This window comes from Actinopolyspora sp. BKK2 (assembly GCF_011291845.1).
Taxonomy (GTDB): domain Bacteria; phylum Actinomycetota; class Actinomycetes; order Mycobacteriales; family Pseudonocardiaceae; genus Actinopolyspora; species Actinopolyspora saharensis.
Window position 1 is genome coordinate 44,634 of the sequence record NZ_JAANTE010000006.1, and the last position, 15,162, is coordinate 59,795.

Genomic DNA, 15,162 nt, shown 5'->3' on the forward strand with positions numbered 1-15,162 from the left:
TTTCCGCACCGTCGTCACCGGAATCGGCAAACGCGCGGACTCATTGTGCAGTCGAGGAGGAAACCACGCCCGCCGAGCGGGCGGCGGGCAAGCGGCGCAGCCGCTTTTCATCACCCGCGCGAATCGAGCCGGGCGCTCTCTAAGAGCCCAGCATCCTGGTCAGCTCGACCCGGGAGCGCACCCCGAGCTTGACGAAGACGTTGCGCAGGTGGTGCTCGACGGTGCGCTCGCTGATGCAGAGCCGCTCGGCTATCTCGCGGTTGGTCGCCCCCTCCGCCACCAGGGCCGAGATGCGGGACTGCTGCCCCGTCAGCTCCGGCACGACACCCCCGTCGTCCCCCGGGAGGGTGTGCCCGGCGGCCCTGAGCTCGGCACGGGCCCGGTCCGCCCACCGCTCGGCCCCGTAACGGCGGAAAATGGTGTGGGCCTCGCCGAGCAGCCCCCTGGCGTCGGTGGGCCTGCGCGCCCTGCGCAGCCGACCGGCGTACAACAGCTCCGTCTTGGCCAGTTCCAGGGAGTTGCCGCTGCCCCGGTGCAGCTCCACAGCGGTCCGGAACCTCTCCTCCGCCTCGGAGGTACGCCGGGCCAACAACGCGTGACACCGGTGGGACAGCGCCAACCGCGCCGTGCTGCCGGTGGAAGTGACCCAGCGGTCGAAGGCCGTCAGCAACCGCTCCGCGTTCCCGACCTCCCCGCAGGACACGGCCGCCTCCACGAAGTGCGGAGCGGCGAGCACCCCCACGGCGGGGTTGGAACCATCGGTTCCCGATCTCATCAGCCGCAGCCGCCTGGACGCCTCGGCCGGCCTGCCGTCGGCGAGTTCGGCGCACGCCGCTCCCCAGCTGCCGAAGGCGTCCGGACGTCCGAGCCCCCTGCCGGACATCTCCTCGGCGAAAGCCCGATCCAGGCGCACCCGCACCGTTTCGAGGTCCCCGCGCAGCGCGGCCACCAGCGCCAGCAGGACCAGGTGGTCGACCGCCAGGTTCCGCTGCCCGAACCCCCTGGCCAGACGCAACCCCTCCAGCGCGGTGGACTCCGCTTCGGCGTACCGGTCCAGGGACAGCGCGGAGAGGCACCCGTAGACGCGGGCCCACGGCTCCTGGGCGGTGCTCCCGTCCCTACGCGCGAAGTCACGCGCCCGGCCTGCGAGTTCGCGGGAGGTCTCCAGCAGACCGAGCGTGAACGCGGCCTGGCTCCCCCAGATGATCGACATGGGGTCGGCCGCGTCCCCCGCCAACCGCACCACCCGCCGCAGCGGGGGCACGGCGGCCGCGTGGCCGCCCCGGAAGGTCGCCGACATGCCCTCGAAGTGCTCGAGCATCAGCGTGACCTCCGCCGCTTCCTCCCGGCACCTCAGCCGTTCGGCCCGGTGGGCCAGCGCGTAGTAGCCCCGGTAGTCCCCGGTGAGGCAGTTGGCCTCCCCGGCCAGCATCAGGGCCCGGAACGCCGCTCGCCTGTCGGTACCGAGCAGGGCCTCCGCCGCGGTGGCCAGGCTCCTGCCCGCCGTGGCCGGGTCGCCGTCGCAGAGTTCGAGCCCACCGCGCAGCAGCTCGTCCGCCGCGCGTGCCCGCACCTCGCGCACCAGTGGCCCCGCACGGCGGGACAGGGCGCGGGCCCGCCGCGTGTCCCCGCTCGCCCACGCCTCGCGTCCCGCCGCGAGCAGTCGATCACCCCTGTCCGCTCCAGCGGAGCAGTGGGTCGCGGCCAGCTCGTGCAGCTCGGAGGCGAGGGAGTGGTCCCGTGCCCTGCTCGCCGACTCGGCGGCCCCGGCCAGTTCTGCGAGCAGTCGCCCTCCGAAGTCCTCGCCCGCCGCGCAGCGGTGCCGGACGGCCCGCGCCCGGTCCCCCTCCCGTTCGAGGACCTCGGCCAGTCGCAGGTGCGCCTGCCGTGACTCCGCTGGGCAGACCCGGTCCAGCAGCCCGATGCGCACGAGGTCCTGGGAGAAGCACGCCGTTGACTCGGAGAGGTGAACCAGCCCCGCGCGGAAGAGCTCGCTCCACGCCCCCGGCACGGCGGAGTCCTCGGGGGCCGCGCGGTGCACGGTGTCCACGCTCAACCGTTCCCCGACCATCAGCAGCAGCGCCAGCCTGCGGGCCGGAGGAGTGAGCCCGCGCAGCACGCCCTCCGCCTCGGTGAGCAGCCTCCCGTCCGGCGGCAGCCGCGGAGGGGCGAGTCCGGCGGCGCGCTCCGCGGTGAGCGAATCGGCCACCTCGGACAGAACCAGCGGATTCCCGCCGCAACGAACGAGCGCGTCCTCGACCACCTCGGGAGCCGGCGAGCACCTCGCGCGCTCGCGCAGCAGTCGCGCCCCGGCCCGCTCGTCCAGCGGTTCGAGGTCGATCCGGTCGAAGCCCTCCAGCGGGTCCACCTCGGACTCCCGGCCCAGCGGGTCGGTCTCCACCGCGAACACGAGCAGCAGCGCGAGCCGGTGAACCCTGCGCCCGAGCATCCCCAGCACTCGCAGCGAGGCCGGGTCCACCGAACCGGCGTCGTCCACGCGAAGGAGCACGGGACCGCGGCGACAGCGGGCGGCCAGCTCCCGCAGCAGCGCGGTGCAGCACGCGAACTCGTCCTCCTCCGGTGCGCGAACCGCTTCCAGGGCCGATCCGTCCGAGGGGCGCATCCGGTCCAGCGCGGACAGCGGGATGCCGCGCTCGGCGCGCGTCCCGCGCAGGTCGACGGCGGTGAATCCCGCGTCGCGGCCCACCCACTCGAGGAGGGTCGTCTTCCCGCTGCCGCGCGGTCCCGTCAGCACCACGACCGAACCGTTCCCTCCAGCGGCTCGGGATATCCTCTCCCGCAGTCCGTCCACTGTGCTCTCGCAGCCGTGCAGCCGGGGCGAGGGTCCGGCGCGACCGGTGTTGCCGTCCGACATGGCAACAGTGTCTCCGGAGGTCAGGGTTCCGGAAAGGTACAACCGGACCATCGAGCACTCTTCCCGTTGGAGCTCTCCGGTCCGGTTACGGGGCTCCGCGGCGGAGCAACTTCCGCACGAACCGCTCCGGCGGTCGTTTCCCGGAGGACTCCCGCGAACCAACCGCGGTCGTCCCCCGGAGAACGTTCCGGTGAACGCACACCGGTGATTTCACCGATGTGTCCACTTCCTCCTCGGTCGGAGACTCGGCGCGTCCTGTCGGAACTCACCAGGAGGATTTCATGCGCAGGAAAATCGGCTTGTTGCTCGCGAGCGTGGCCCTGGCCGCGCTCGGCTCCCCCGCCGTGGCCGACGCGGCGGAACCGAACCCCGTGGTGTTCGTGCACGGCTACTCGGGAAGCTCCTCCAACTGGTCCGCCGCCGAGGCCCGGTTCAGGCTGAGCGGGTACGCGGACTCCCAGTTGCACTCCTTCGAGTACGACTGGAGTCAGTCGAACGAGCGAAGCGCGGCCGAGCTGGCCGGATACGTCGACGACGTCCTCGCCGAGACCGGTTCGGAGAAAGTGGACATCGTCAACCACTCCATGGGCGGGCTCGTCAGCCGCTGGTACATGAAGGAGCTCGGCGGCCACACCAACGTGGGACACTGGGCCTCGCTGGCCGGAGCCAACCAGGGGACCACCTCCGCGAGCACGTGCCTGCAGAACGCCTCCTGCCGGGAGATGACGCCGGGATCGGACTTCGAGGAGCAGCTCAACTCCGGTGACTGGACTCCCGGCGACTCCGAGTACGCCACCTGGTACTCGGCCTGCGACGGGGTGATCATTCCCTACACCAACACCCGGGTGGTGGGCGCGGACAACAACCGCACCAGCTGCACCACGCACATCGGTTTCCTCAGCGACACCTCGACGCTGGGCGAGGTGGTCGACTTCCTGCAGTCCTGACCCGAGAACACCGGTGAGCCCCGCAGCGGGGCCGCTCCCCCGAGCGCCGCGCACGGCCTCGTCCGCGCGCGGCGCCGCTGCGCGCCGTCCCGGCGGAAGAGCTGCTCCCAGGGTGGCGGCTGTCCGGTGTCGTCCCCGTCGGATACCTTCACCCCATGAACGATTCCGCAACGTCGTGGGCCGACGGTCCGCTGCTTGCCCTGGACCTGGAAACGACGGGAACCGACACCGCAACGGACCGCATCGTGACCGCGACGTTGATTTCCGTGACCCCGGGAAACCCGGCGAACCCCACGAGCTGGCTGGCCGATCCGGGGATCGAGATCCCGGCCGAGTCCACCGAGGTCCACGGAATCGACACCGAGCACGCCCGCACGCACGGCAGGCCCGCGGGAACCGTGGTCGCCGAGATAACCGAGGCGCTGGCCGCGCAGTGGTCACCGACGACACCGCTGATCGCGTTCAACGCCAGCTTCGACCTGTCCCTGCTGGACGCGGAATCGCGCAGGCACCTGGGCACCGCGCTGCCGCTCGGGGGTCCGGTGATCGATCCACTCTGCATGGACCGCCACGTGGACCGCTACCGCAAGGGCAAGCGCACGCTGGCCGCCCTGTGCGAGCACCACCGGGTGAAGGCCGAGGAGGCGCACACCTCAGCGGGCGACGCCATCGCGGCGGCCCGGCTGGCGTGGCGGCTGGCCAAGAGCTATCCCGAGCAGCTCGGCCTGGTCGAACCGCGAGTCCTGCACGAGCAGCAGGTCGAGTGGTACCGGGCCCAGACGCGCAGTTTCGCGGGCTACCTGGACAAGCAGGCGGGCAGGACCGACGACGCGGCCGAGGCGGAGCGGTTGCGCACCCGGGCCGCCCAGGTGCGCGTCGACGCCGAGGGCTGGCCGCTGCGCCAGCAGGAGCTGCCGACCACGAACGCCGGGGTCTGACCGTGGGCGAGCGGATCTGGCTCGACGTCCCCTTCGCCGAGAAGGACGCAGCCAAGGCGGCGGGAGCGCGCTGGGACCCGGCGGAGAAGCGCTGGTACGCCCCGCGCGCGGGCATGGAGTCCCTGCGGCCCTGGGCCGCGCTGCCGGAGGTTCCCGAGCTGCTGCCCGGCGAGGACCGCGCGTTCGGCTCCGGCCTGTTCGTCGACCTCGTGCCCAGCACCTGCTGGTTCACCAACGTGCGCTCGTGCACGGCCCCGCGGGACTGGGAACGGCTGCGCCGGATGATCACCAGGCGCGCCGGAGGGCGGTGCGAGATCTGCGGTGCCGCCCCGGAGGCGAACTCCCGGCGCCGCTTGGAGGCGCACGAGCGGTGGCACTACGACGAGGCCCAGTGCGTCCAGACGCTGCGCCGGTTGATCTGCCTGTGCGACGCCTGCCACACCGTCACCCACTTCGGCCTGGCCCAGGTGCGCGGGGTCGAGGAAGAGGCCGGACGACAGCTGTGCGCGGTCACCGGCATGAGCGCCGCCGAGGCCGCGGAGCACGTGGCAGCGGCCTTCGAGCTCTGGTCCCGCAGGTCGCGGGTCGAGTGGAGCCTGGACCTGAGCATGCTGACCGAGGCCGGGATAACGCTGCGCACTCCGCCGGAGGCCGAGCAACGACCGGACATCGCGGCGCGGGAGCTGGGTAGTGGCGCGGCGGAGGGGCCGCGGCGATTCGGCTGAGACGCGCCGTGCTCCGGTGTGGACACCCCTCGGGCTCGCCGCGGGGCCTGATCACCACAGGGCCTGATCACCACAGGGCCGCGTAGCTCACCGGAGACGGCGGGCGAGCCGTGCTGCTCAGCACGGGCAGCACGCACGAGTGCCCCCGCCTGCGCGGGGCCTACCTCTCGTATCTGATGATCCGCGGCGAGGAGCTGCGGTCCATCCCCGCGTGCGCGGAGCCTACTCGATGACCTGCGGTTTCGGAGATCCGGGGAGCTCTACTTCTTGCTGGGCCAGATGAGATGCTCGGGATCCCACCACAGCGCGTAGAACTGGTTCCCGATCAAGAACCCGTACAGGCGGCGCTTGCCGGTGATCCTCAGACGAGCGATCGTGTCTTGGTCCTCGTATCCGAGATCCACGAGCCTGCGAACAGCATCCTTGTTGGGCAAAGCATCGACGTCGTAGGTTTTGCCCTCTTCGGCTCCCGGAACAAACACCTGATCCGCGCGCATCTGCTCGAACGAACGAAGCCTTTCGAGCAGCTTGGCGTGGTCGTCTCGTGTGATGTTCGTCAGGCACCAATCACTGCCCACGTCAACGTGGTTGAAGCGAACAACCAGGTTGTCCGGGGCGTGATCGGGGTTGAACTGTCGTCGCGGCCGCTGTTGCGCACCATCCTGAATGCTCTTCGCCGCAGACGGGACGGCCTTCGTCTTGCGTTTGCCGGCGCTCATACGTCGTCGGCGTTCTCCTCGGTCAATGCGTCGTAGTACTCGAACATCGAGTCCGTGGTGATGACGGCGTTGCTGCGCTGCAGATCATCGAGATCACCACGCGTGTCACGCCAGGGCGCTTCGCGATGCGTGAGCTCGCTGAGCCAATGAGCAGACTTGTCACCGTATGCGTCAAGGACGGCATGGATCGTGTCACGCTGTTCGGGCGTCAAGCGATCGGGATCACCGCCGATATCAAAAGCGGCGTCGAGCCGGAAGTTTCCACGGTGCGCTCGATACAGTTCAGGCACAACCGGCCCGTTGGCCCACGCCTCGATCGACTCACCGAACAGTGGTTGCTCGTCCCAGACCAAGTGCCACGCCTGGCTGTAGTAGACGAGCTTCTGCAACTTCATCGCGGTCATCGGTCCACGCTGGCGCAGGATATAGGCGGCGACATCCCTGGCGGTAGCCATTACCGTCTCTCCCTTCGGCGTGTAATACCGAGACATCGTGTCATGACTCGCCCCATCGTAGCGCAGCCATGAGGATCAGGTGACCTGAACCACTCAGTGATCTATCGCCTCGACCCGTCCTCTCGAACGTTACTCATCAGCCGATCGAGTTCACCTCAGAGCGGGCACTACGGCGTCCCACGCTGATGTGGGCAGTCCTCAGGACTCGCTCCTCGTCACTGTGACCACCTGTTCAGGGATCAGTGTATGATCAGATCTGCACGGCGGATGCGGTCTACACCCGCTTGCCGGCCGAGTTCGGCGCGCATTTCCGGGTGCTCGTGATAGTAGCGCAGTGCTTGGTAGGCCAGGGCTGGATCGACGGACAAGTTCATGCCCTGCACACCCATGTGGGGTGCCAGGGCTAGCTCGGGTTGTTTCCACAGACGTGAGCGCCGGTGAAAATACGGGGTGCTGTTGTCGTAGACGGCTGTGGTGATCAGCTGCCCACCCGTGGTGCCCGCGCTGATTGAGATGATGCTGTCCCAGGTGAAGAAGCTCGTGAACGCCCAGGAACGATGATGGACCCCGCTGGGAGCGAGAGCCAACGCGCCACGACTCAAACCTCCTCGGAGTGCTTCGACGACCAGCAGCAGGAGGTACAGCGTGGCCAGGCTGCTTGCGACGAGCAGCACACTCATGCCGGTACCGCTGGAATCGTCATCCAGGACCACGAGCAGGGCGACAACGGCGAGAAGACCGAACAGCGCGAGCATGGAAGCGGTCATGGCGACGTAGGTCAGTGCGAGTCCGCGTGAGTACGGGATCACTACCGCTTTCGAGTTCGCGGGCGCGACGTGATCGAGATGGATCGAAGCGGTCCCCCGATCACGAACGCGTAGCCGGGTGAGGACGGCGATGCTGACGAATCCGAGGAACAGCGGGGCACAGATCGCCATGATCACCCCTCGGGCGTCCGGCGGGGTCGCGGTCAACGCGATGACAGCCCCGGCCAAGGAGCCCAATCCCAGCACCGCGAATACCGTGGCAGTGACTTTCTGCTTCGCCTCGCCCGGCTCGGGCCACTCCTGAGGCCACGGCAAGCGCCGAGTCTGCTGGCCACCAAGCTCGGACATGATTCAAGGGCTCCTTACTACCAACAGCAGACCAGCGCGATGTAGAGGTGAGCTCGGCTAGAACACCGCGTTCCAAGCACCCGATACGGCATCACCAACAGCCTCTGCTCCGTCCGCGACGGTATTGCCGACGGCCTCGACACCTTCGTTGATCTTGTCTTGTACGCCTTGCGGGAGAGCGTCGTAGACGAAATCCGCCGCGACACCCACGCCCACACCCACAGCAGCCAGAGCACCCCAGCCGACCGGTGTGGAGGCCACCAGGGCCGCGGCGCCGGCGCCGGCGACACCCGAGAACACGGTCTTGCCGGGTGGCTTGCCGGTGTGCATGTCGTAGCCGATCGATCCGTCCGGATCGACTGACCACAGGCCACGAACAGAGATCCGACAGCGCAGCTGTGTCGCCCCATCTTGCTGCCCGTTACCCAGCATCGGCCGAATCTTCGGCCGCACCCTCGGTCTTGTTGTCAGTGCCGTGTTCCGTATTGGACCCCACACCGGAAGCCAGCGTGTCGGCGTCGACGGGAATCGGCACGGGCGGCCCGCTGACGACGAGCTGTTCCTGCTGCTCCTCATCTGAATTCGGGGACGTGCTCACGCCGATGCACTTCCTTTCCCCGTCCTGACGAGGTCGGGGGATTGGTGCATTCACGGGACCTGCCGCTCCCCGGCCCCATGGAGTCCGACTCCGGCAGGTGACCTCTCCCGAGGGGTGATGAGCGCCCTGTCGGAACACGATGCGTCGCGCTCCGGCGCGGACCCCTTAGGCTTGGCCCATGGCCGAGATCACCGAACTCGTCTACTACCCGGTCAAGGGCTGCGCGGGGATCACCGTCGGCAGCGCCGACCTGACCCCCGCCGGGCTGCGCCACGACCGCTGCTTCATGGTCGTCGACGAGCGGGGCGGCTTCCGCAGCCAGCGCAAGGACCCCGGCATGGCCGTCATCCGCCCCGAGATCGACCCGGACGGCACGCGGCTGACGCTGCACGCCCCCGGGGTCGAGTCGGTCGCGATCGAGGTGGACACCGCGGCCACGGCGCGTTCCGAGGTCGAGCTGCACGGGGCCGGCTACCTGGGAATCGACCAGGGGGACACTGCCGCCGAGTGGTTCTCGGCGGTGCTCGGCACCAGGTGCAGGCTCGTGCACGTCCCTCCGGAGCACGATCGGGTGACCGGCGGACTCACCGAGGGGACCTCCGGTTACGCGGACAGCTGCCCGATCCTGGTCGTTTCCGAGGAGTCCCTGCGGGACGTGAACGAGCGGCTGACCGAGCGGGGGCTTCCCGCCTTGCCGATGAACCGCTTCCGTCCGAACATCGTGGTGGCGGGCTGGCGGGAGCCGCACACCGAGGACCTGGTGCGCAGAGGCGCGGCCGGGGACGTGGAGCTGGGCTACGCCAAGATCGCCAAGCGCTGCGCGGTCACCACCGTCGAGCAGACCAGCGGCCGCAAGGACGGCCCCGAGCCGTTGCGCGTTCTCGCCGAGTACCGGCGAACCGAGGGCAATGGGGTGGCCTTCGGCAGCAAGTTCGCGGTGCTGCGCGCGGGCAAGCTCTCCGTGGGGGACGAGTTCGGGGTCACCGAGTGGGGGACTTCCGAGCTCTGAACCGGGCCGCTGGTGAGCAGCGACTCTCCCGGTGGCGGAACTCGCTTACTGATAACAAAATTTGACAACTGTCATTTGTTTGCCGATGGTGGTGGTATGACTCAACGCGCCCTCGGATCCACCGGTCCCTCCGTGTTCCCGCTCGGGCACGGGCTGATGGGCATGTCCGACTTCTACGGCCCCGCCGACACGGCGGAGAGCCACGCCACCATCGACGCCGCGATCGAAGCGGGGATGAACCTGCTGGACACCGGCGACTTCTACGGCAGCGGGCACAACGAGCTCCTGCTGCGCGAAGCCCTGCGGCGGCACGACAGGGACCAGCTGTCCCTCAGCGTCAAGTTCGGGGCGATGCGCGACCCGCACGGCGCCTTCGTCGGATTCGACGGCAGCCCCGCCGGGGTCAAGAACTCGCTGGCCCAGACCCTGCAGCGCCTGGGCACCGATCACGTCGACATCTACCGCCCCGCCCGCCTGGACCCGCAGGTTCCCATCGAGGAGACCATCGGGGCGATCTCCGAGATGGTCGAGGCCGGGCACGTCCGCCACATCGGCCTGTCCGAGGTCGGGGCGGACACGATCCGCCGCGCGGCAGCGGTGCACCCGATCGTGGACCTGCAGATCGAGTACTCCCTGCTCTCCCGCGGCATCGAGGCCGAGATCCTGCCCACCTGCCGGGAGCTCGGAATCGGGATCACCGCCTACGGCGTGCTGTCCAGGGGGCTGCTCTCCGGCCGTTGGGACCGGAACCAGAGCGACGACCCGAGAACGCGCTTCCCCAGGTTCCAGGGCGAGAACCTGGACCACAACCTCGGACTCGTCGAGCAGCTCCGCTCCGTGGCCGAGGAGAAGGGCGCCAACGTCGCCCAGGTCGCCATCGCCTGGGTCCTGGCCAAGGGAGAGGACATCGTCCCGCTCATCGGCGCCCGCCGCAGGGAACGGCTCAACGAGGCCCTCGGCGCGCTGGACCTGCGGCTCACCGCGGAGGACGTGGCCGCGATCGAGCGAGCGATCCCCGCGGACTCCGCGGCGGGCCAGCGCTACGACGAGCACGCGATGGAGCTGCTCGACAGCGAGCGCAGCAGCCGGGACGGGACTTCGTGACCGGTGCGCTGACCGCGGAACGGATCCTCGATGCGGCGGAGGACACCCTCCGCCGCTTCGGTCCGGGCAAGACGACTGTGGTGGACGTGGCCCGCTCGCTCGGTGTCAGCCACGGCAGCGTGTACCGCCACTTCCCGAACAAGGCAGCCCTGCGCGACGCCGTGGCCGAGCGCTGGCTGCAGCGGATCTGCGTGCCCCTCCACCCCGTGGTCACCGAGGACGGTCCCGCCGCGGAGCGAGCCTGGAGGTGGTTGTGGCTGCTCAGCACCACCAAGCGCGAGATGGCCAGCAACGACCCCGAGCTCTTCGCCACCTACTACGCGCTGGCGAGCGAGATCAGGGAGGTCGTGTCGGACCACCTCGAGACGCTGACCGAGCTGCTCGCCCGCATCGTCGCCGACGGTGTGCGGCGCGGGGAGTTCGCGGTGGACGATCCCCACGAGACGGCGCGGACGATGCTGTCGGCGACCACCAAGTTCCACCACCCCGCGCACGCGGCGGAGTGGGCGGACCCGAACCTCGACCGGGAGTTCGAGACGGTCTGGGAACTGGTGCGCCGCGGGCTCGAAACGCGGTAGGGCGGCACCGGGAGGCCGTGGCGGGGGCCGAGGCCCGGTCGGGTGAGCTGACCGACGCCATTTGGTTGCGCACAATTCGCTGCTAACCTGCGTGTGTGCGGGACTCGAACGATGCAGCAGCGGAAGCCGCGGGAGGCACGACTCCGGAGAGCGGCTCCGAGGAGCTGCTGCGTCTGGAACGGCAGCTCTGCTTCGTGCTGCACGCCACCTCGCGGGCGTTCGACACGCTCTACCGACCGGTCCTCTCCCAGCTGGGGCTGACCTACCCGCAGTACCTGGTCATGCTGACGGTCTGGGAACACGGCGAGCTCACGGTCAAGGAGCTCGGCAACCTGCTGCGGCTGGACTCCGGAACGCTGTCCCCGCTGCTCAAACGCCTGGAGAAGGCGGGCTTCGTGCGACGCGAACGCAGCGCGGTGGACGAGCGCTCGGTGCTGGTGAACGCGACCGACCAGGGCAGGCAGCTGCGGGAGCAGGCCCGGGACATCCCGCGCCGCATCCTGTCCGCCACCGGACTCGACGAGAACCGGCTCAGCGAGCTCTACAACGAGCTGTCCAGGGTCACCTCGGCCCTGGACACGGCGGCCGAGAGCATCGAGCGGCAGGACTGAAACGGCCCGCTCGCCACGCCGCAGCCCGTTTCCGACCGAGTCCTTCCGCACCGCGCGGGTCCGCGCGGTGGGCGGGGACCGTCACCCCCGCACCACCACGCGAACCGCCCGGTGCGCCCCGTCAGCGCTTGCGGCGCAGCTCCTTGCGCTCCAGCGCCGGAGGGGTCCAGCCCACATCGGCCGGGTTCAGCGTGGTCCCCGGCGGAACGATCTCGTCGATGCGGTCCAGCGTGGCCGCGTCGAGCGCGATGTCGGCCGCGCCGAGCTGGGACTCGAGCTGCTCCATGGTGCGCGGCCCGATGATCGGCGAGGTCACCGCGGGATGGCTGAGCACGAAGGCCAGCGCCAGGTCCACCAGCGTTATACCGAGCTCACCCGCGAGCTGGACGAGCTCCTCCACGGCGTCCAGCTTGCGCGCGTTCTCCGGTTTGTTCGGGTCGAACCGGTCCCCGGAGAAGAAGTTGGCCCGGTGCGTGTTCGGGGTCTCCTGCCCCCGGCGGTACTTGCCGGACAACCAGCCCCCGGACAGCGGGCTCCACGGGAGGACGCCCATCCCGTACTTCTCGGCGGTCGGCAGCACGTCGGTCTCGATGCCCCTGGTGAGGATCGAGTACGGCGGCTGCTCGGTCACGAACCGCTCGCGCATCCGCTGCTCGGCAACCCAGTGGGACTCCACGATCAGGTGTGCCGGGAAGGTCGAGCAGCCCGCGTAGCGGATCTTGCCGTCCCGAACCAGATCGGTGAGCGCGCCCAGGGTCTCGTCGATGTGGGTGTCCGGGTCGGGCCGGTGGATCTGGTACAGGTCGATGTGATCGGTGCCGAGCCTGCGCAGGCTGTTCTCCACCTCGCGGACGATCCAGCGGCGCGAGTTGCCCCGCCGGTTGGCGTCCTCTCCCATGGGGGCGTGGGCCTTGGTAGCCAGCACCACGTCGTCCCGACGGCCGTCGGCCAGCGCCTTGCCGACGATTTCCTCCGACTCGCCGTAGGAGTACACATCGGCGGTGTCGATGAAGTTGATCCCCGCGTCCAGGGCGCGGTGGATGATGTGGATCGACTCGTCGTGGTCGGGATTACCCCAGGCCCCGAAGTTCATGGCCCCCAGGCACAGCGGGCTGACCTTGACTCCGGTCCTGCCGAGCGAAACGTAATCCATGCTCTAGCGCGTCCTCTCGGATCTAGGCGTTGCTCGCACCGTTCACCCTGCCGTCCCACGCCCCAGGCCGCACTCCCTCTGGAGCGGTTTTTAATTTCACACAATACAAAAGTACTCTTTTAAGTTGCATACAATAGAAATTGGTTCGCGCGCAGGCGCGGACCGAGCCCGACCAAGACCCGACCCGCGGGAGAAGCAGTTGTCAGCGCCCGTCACAGCACGAGAAGTACGGCTCGCCGCACGACCGAACGGCTGGCCCACCGAGGACAACTTCGAGATCGCCACCGTCACCCCCGAACAACCGGGACCGGGCCAGCTGCTGGTGCGCAACCTGGTGATGAGCGTGGACCCGGCCATGCGCGGCCAGATGAACGACCAGCACACCTATGTGCCCCCCTTCCAGATCGGCGAACCACTCACCGGAGCGGCCATCGGCAAGGTCGCCGCCTCCGCAGCGGAAGGCTTCACCGCCGGTGATCTCGTGGTGCACACCCTGGGGTGGCGGGAGTACGCGCTGCTCGACGCAACGGCAGCGCGCCGGGTCGACCCCGAGCTCGCCGAGCCCAACGCGTTCCTCGGAGTGCTCGGCGCCCCCGGGCTGACCGCCTACGCGGGACTGTTCGAGATAGCCGGGCTGACCACCGACGACGTGGTGTTCGTCTCCGGAGCCGCGGGCGCCGTCGGCTCCCTCGCCGGGCAGCTGGCCAAGCTGCACGGAGCCCGCAAGGTGATCGGCAGCGCGGGATCCGACGAGAAGGTCCGCCACATCACCGAGGACCTCGGCTTCGACGCCGCGTTCAACTACAAGAAGGGCCCCGTCGGCGAACAGCTCGCCGAGCTCGCGGACGAGGGCATCGACGTGTACTTCGACAACATCGGCGGGGACCACCTGGAAGCCGCGATCCACAACATGAACGACTTCGGCCGCATCGCCATGTGCGGCGCGATCTCGCAGTACAACGAGGCCGAGGCGCAGCCGGGACCGCGCGGCATGTTCCAGATGGTGTCCAAGCGGCTGACCGCGCGCGGCTTCATCGTGCTGGACCACTTCGACCAGTACCAGCAGTTCCTCGAGCACGTCGGCCCCTGGGTGCGTGACGGGCGGATCCGCTACGAGGAGACCGTGCTCAACGGCCTCGAGAAGGCACCCGAGGCCTTCCTCGGAATGATGCGCGGCGAGAACACCGGCAAGATGCTGGTCGACCTCCGCTGACGCCGCGGTCGTCGGACCGGACGCGAGCACCCGAACCAGCCACAATGGGACGGAGGAGAGCTTGAAGGCGACCCTGCTGCACGGACCGGAGGACATTCGCGTCGAAGAGGTGCCCGACCCCGCGCTGCACGCGAGCACCGACGCGATCGTCCGAGTGACCCACGCCTGCATCTGCGGCAGCGACCTGTGGCCCTACCGCGGGATCGGACTCGCCCCCGACCAGGAGGCACCTTCCGAACCCCAGCGCATCGGGCACGAGTTCCTGGGCGTGGTCGAGGAGACCGGATCCGATGTGGACTCGCTGAGCAAGGGTGACGTGGTGGTCGCCCCGTTCACCTTCTCGGACGACAACTGCGAGTTCTGCCGCGAGGGGCTGCACACCTCGTGCATCAACGGTGGCGGTTGGGGAGCCGCAGGCGTGGACGGCGGCCAGGGCGAGGCCGTGCGGGTTCCGCAGGCCGAGGGCACCCTCGTGAAGCTGCCCGGCGGCTCCGACGAGGCGCTGAGCGCCTCGCTGCTGACCCTGTCGGACGTGTTCAGCACCGGGCACCACGCGGCCGTGTCCGCCTCGGTCGGGCTCGGGTCCACAGTGGTGGTCATCGGCGACGGCGCGGTCGGGCTCTCCGGAGTGCTGGCCTCCAACCGTCTCGGCGCGGACCGGGTGATCATCATGGGCAGGCACCCGCAGCGCACCGACCTGGCCAAGCGTTTCGGCGCCACCGATGTGGTCCCTGAGCGGGGCGCCGAGGGCGTGGAGCGGATCCGCGAACTGACCGGCGGGCACGGCGCTTCGAGCGTGCTGGAGTGCGTGGGCACCGCCGACTCGCTGTCCACCGCCATCGGCGCGGTCCGGGCGGGCGGATCGATCGGACGGGTCGGGGCACCGACCTACGAGAACATCCCGCGACCGGCCGAGACGTTCCTCGGGAACGTGACCATCAGCGGTGGCGTCGCCCCGGCGCGCAACTACATCCCGAAGCTGCTGCCGGACGTGCTGGAGGGCCGGATCCAGCCCGGCCTGGTGCTCGACCGCACCCTCGGGCTGGACGACGTCGCCGAGGGCTACCGCGCGATGCACGAACGCGAGGCGCTCAAGGTGCTGATCCGCCCGTGAGCCCACGC

16 protein-coding genes are annotated in these 15,162 nt (G+C 69.4%); 9 read left to right on the plus strand and 7 right to left on the minus strand.

The window, feature by feature from the left end; all coding sequences use genetic code 11:
• Positions 1 to 139: 139 nt before the first annotated feature.
• On the minus strand, positions 140 to 2,875 hold the full coding sequence (locus G9Q41_RS13980) for a LuxR family transcriptional regulator (protein WP_242687465.1): 2,736 nt from the start codon (positions 2,873 to 2,875) through the stop codon (positions 140 to 142).
• Between the two features lie 281 nt (positions 2,876 to 3,156).
• Between G9Q41_RS13980 and G9Q41_RS13985 the strand changes: the two genes are divergently transcribed.
• From G9Q41_RS13985 to G9Q41_RS13995, 3 genes are all read left to right on the plus strand, one after another.
• Entirely contained in the window at positions 3,157 to 3,822 is a 666-nt protein-coding gene (locus G9Q41_RS13985; protein ID WP_165632925.1) for a triacylglycerol lipase, read from the plus strand.
• 155 nt (positions 3,823 to 3,977) lie between these two features.
• Entirely contained in the window at positions 3,978 to 4,760 is a 783-nt protein-coding gene (locus G9Q41_RS13990) for an exonuclease domain-containing protein (protein ID WP_165632924.1), read from the plus strand.
• 2 nt (positions 4,761 to 4,762) lie between these two features.
• Positions 4,763 to 5,485, plus strand: coding sequence for a DUF5710 domain-containing protein (locus G9Q41_RS13995; protein WP_165632923.1), 723 nt, complete (start codon positions 4,763 to 4,765; stop codon positions 5,483 to 5,485).
• 260 nt (positions 5,486 to 5,745) lie between these two features.
• Here the strand turns inward: G9Q41_RS13995 and G9Q41_RS14000 are convergent, their stop codons facing one another.
• The 5 genes from G9Q41_RS14000 to G9Q41_RS14020 form a co-directional block, all read right to left on the minus strand.
• Entirely contained in the window at positions 5,746 to 6,204 is a 459-nt protein-coding gene (locus G9Q41_RS14000; RefSeq protein WP_165632922.1) for a hypothetical protein, read from the minus strand.
• The gene (locus G9Q41_RS14005; protein ID WP_092524252.1) at positions 6,201 to 6,659 is read right to left on the minus strand and encodes a type II toxin-antitoxin system antitoxin SocA domain-containing protein; all 459 of its coding nucleotides are present in this window, start codon (positions 6,657 to 6,659) and stop codon (positions 6,201 to 6,203) included. The genes G9Q41_RS14000 and G9Q41_RS14005 overlap by 4 nt, the downstream gene beginning before the upstream one ends.
• Positions 6,660 to 6,898: 239 nt before the next feature.
• Positions 6,899 to 7,774 carry a hypothetical protein gene (locus tag G9Q41_RS14010; RefSeq protein ID WP_165632921.1) on the minus strand — a complete coding sequence of 292 codons (876 nt, stop codon included), beginning with the start codon at positions 7,772 to 7,774 and terminating at the stop codon, positions 6,899 to 6,901.
• 57 nt (positions 7,775 to 7,831) lie between these two features.
• Complete coding sequence (locus G9Q41_RS14015) at positions 7,832 to 8,206, minus strand: hypothetical protein (protein WP_165632920.1); 375 nt, start codon at positions 8,204 to 8,206, stop codon at positions 7,832 to 7,834.
• Complete coding sequence (locus G9Q41_RS14020; protein ID WP_165632919.1) at positions 8,196 to 8,372, minus strand: hypothetical protein; 177 nt, start codon at positions 8,370 to 8,372, stop codon at positions 8,196 to 8,198. The genes G9Q41_RS14015 and G9Q41_RS14020 overlap by 11 nt, the downstream gene beginning before the upstream one ends.
• 178 nt (positions 8,373 to 8,550) lie before the next feature.
• Here G9Q41_RS14020 and G9Q41_RS14025 point away from each other — a divergent pair, with 178 nt between their 5' ends.
• The 4 genes from G9Q41_RS14025 (at position 8,551) to G9Q41_RS14040 (ending at position 11,674) form a co-directional block, all read left to right on the plus strand.
• The gene (locus tag G9Q41_RS14025; RefSeq protein WP_165632918.1) at positions 8,551 to 9,381 is read left to right on the plus strand and encodes an MOSC N-terminal beta barrel domain-containing protein; all 831 of its coding nucleotides are present in this window, start codon (positions 8,551 to 8,553) and stop codon (positions 9,379 to 9,381) included.
• A gap of 96 nt (positions 9,382 to 9,477) precedes the next feature.
• A complete protein-coding gene (locus G9Q41_RS14030; protein ID WP_092524260.1) occupies positions 9,478 to 10,485 on the plus strand; it encodes an aldo/keto reductase in 1,008 nt (335 codons plus the stop codon).
• Positions 10,482 to 11,063 carry a TetR family transcriptional regulator gene (locus G9Q41_RS14035; RefSeq protein ID WP_165632917.1) on the plus strand — a complete coding sequence of 194 codons (582 nt, stop codon included), beginning with the start codon at positions 10,482 to 10,484 and terminating at the stop codon, positions 11,061 to 11,063. The genes G9Q41_RS14030 and G9Q41_RS14035 overlap by 4 nt, the downstream gene beginning before the upstream one ends.
• Positions 11,064 to 11,158: 95 nt before the next feature.
• Complete coding sequence (locus tag G9Q41_RS14040; protein ID WP_165632916.1) at positions 11,159 to 11,674, plus strand: MarR family transcriptional regulator; 516 nt, start codon at positions 11,159 to 11,161, stop codon at positions 11,672 to 11,674.
• A gap of 121 nt (positions 11,675 to 11,795) precedes the next feature.
• Here G9Q41_RS14040 and G9Q41_RS14045 read toward each other — a convergent pair whose 3' ends face one another.
• On the minus strand, positions 11,796 to 12,827 hold the full coding sequence (locus G9Q41_RS14045; RefSeq protein ID WP_165632915.1) for an aldo/keto reductase: 1,032 nt from the start codon (positions 12,825 to 12,827) through the stop codon (positions 11,796 to 11,798).
• 199 nt (positions 12,828 to 13,026) lie between these two features.
• Between G9Q41_RS14045 and G9Q41_RS14050 the strand changes: the two genes are divergently transcribed.
• Together G9Q41_RS14050 and G9Q41_RS14055 are read left to right on the plus strand one after the other, a co-directional pair.
• Complete coding sequence (locus G9Q41_RS14050; protein ID WP_165632914.1) at positions 13,027 to 14,040, plus strand: NADP-dependent oxidoreductase; 1,014 nt, start codon at positions 13,027 to 13,029, stop codon at positions 14,038 to 14,040.
• Between the two features lie 61 nt (positions 14,041 to 14,101).
• Positions 14,102 to 15,154, plus strand: a complete 1,053-nt coding sequence (locus tag G9Q41_RS14055; protein WP_165632913.1) for a zinc-dependent alcohol dehydrogenase family protein — start codon at positions 14,102 to 14,104, stop codon at positions 15,152 to 15,154.
• The last annotated feature ends 8 nt before the right edge of the window (positions 15,155 to 15,162 follow it).

Coding starts and splice junctions, on each gene's coding strand:
- G9Q41_RS14010 (WP_165632921.1), bottom strand. CDS start 7,774: ATGTCCGAGCTTGGTGGCCAGCAGACTCGGCGCTTGCCGTGGCCTCAG.
- G9Q41_RS14045 (WP_165632915.1), bottom strand. CDS start 12,827: ATGGATTACGTTTCGCTCGGCAGGACCGGAGTCAAGGTCAGCCCGCTG.
- G9Q41_RS13990 (WP_165632924.1), top strand. CDS start 3,978: ATGAACGATTCCGCAACGTCGTGGGCCGACGGTCCGCTGCTTGCCCTG.
- G9Q41_RS13985 (WP_165632925.1), top strand. CDS start 3,157: ATGCGCAGGAAAATCGGCTTGTTGCTCGCGAGCGTGGCCCTGGCCGCG.
- G9Q41_RS14025 (WP_165632918.1), top strand. CDS start 8,551: ATGGCCGAGATCACCGAACTCGTCTACTACCCGGTCAAGGGCTGCGCG.
- G9Q41_RS14030 (WP_092524260.1), top strand. CDS start 9,478: ATGACTCAACGCGCCCTCGGATCCACCGGTCCCTCCGTGTTCCCGCTC.
- G9Q41_RS13980 (WP_242687465.1), bottom strand. CDS start 2,875: ATGTCGGACGGCAACACCGGTCGCGCCGGACCCTCGCCCCGGCTGCAC.
- G9Q41_RS14000 (WP_165632922.1), bottom strand. CDS start 6,204: ATGAGCGCCGGCAAACGCAAGACGAAGGCCGTCCCGTCTGCGGCGAAG.
- G9Q41_RS14015 (WP_165632920.1), bottom strand. CDS start 8,206: ATGCTGGGTAACGGGCAGCAAGATGGGGCGACACAGCTGCGCTGTCGG.
- G9Q41_RS14005 (WP_092524252.1), bottom strand. CDS start 6,659: ATGGCTACCGCCAGGGATGTCGCCGCCTATATCCTGCGCCAGCGTGGA.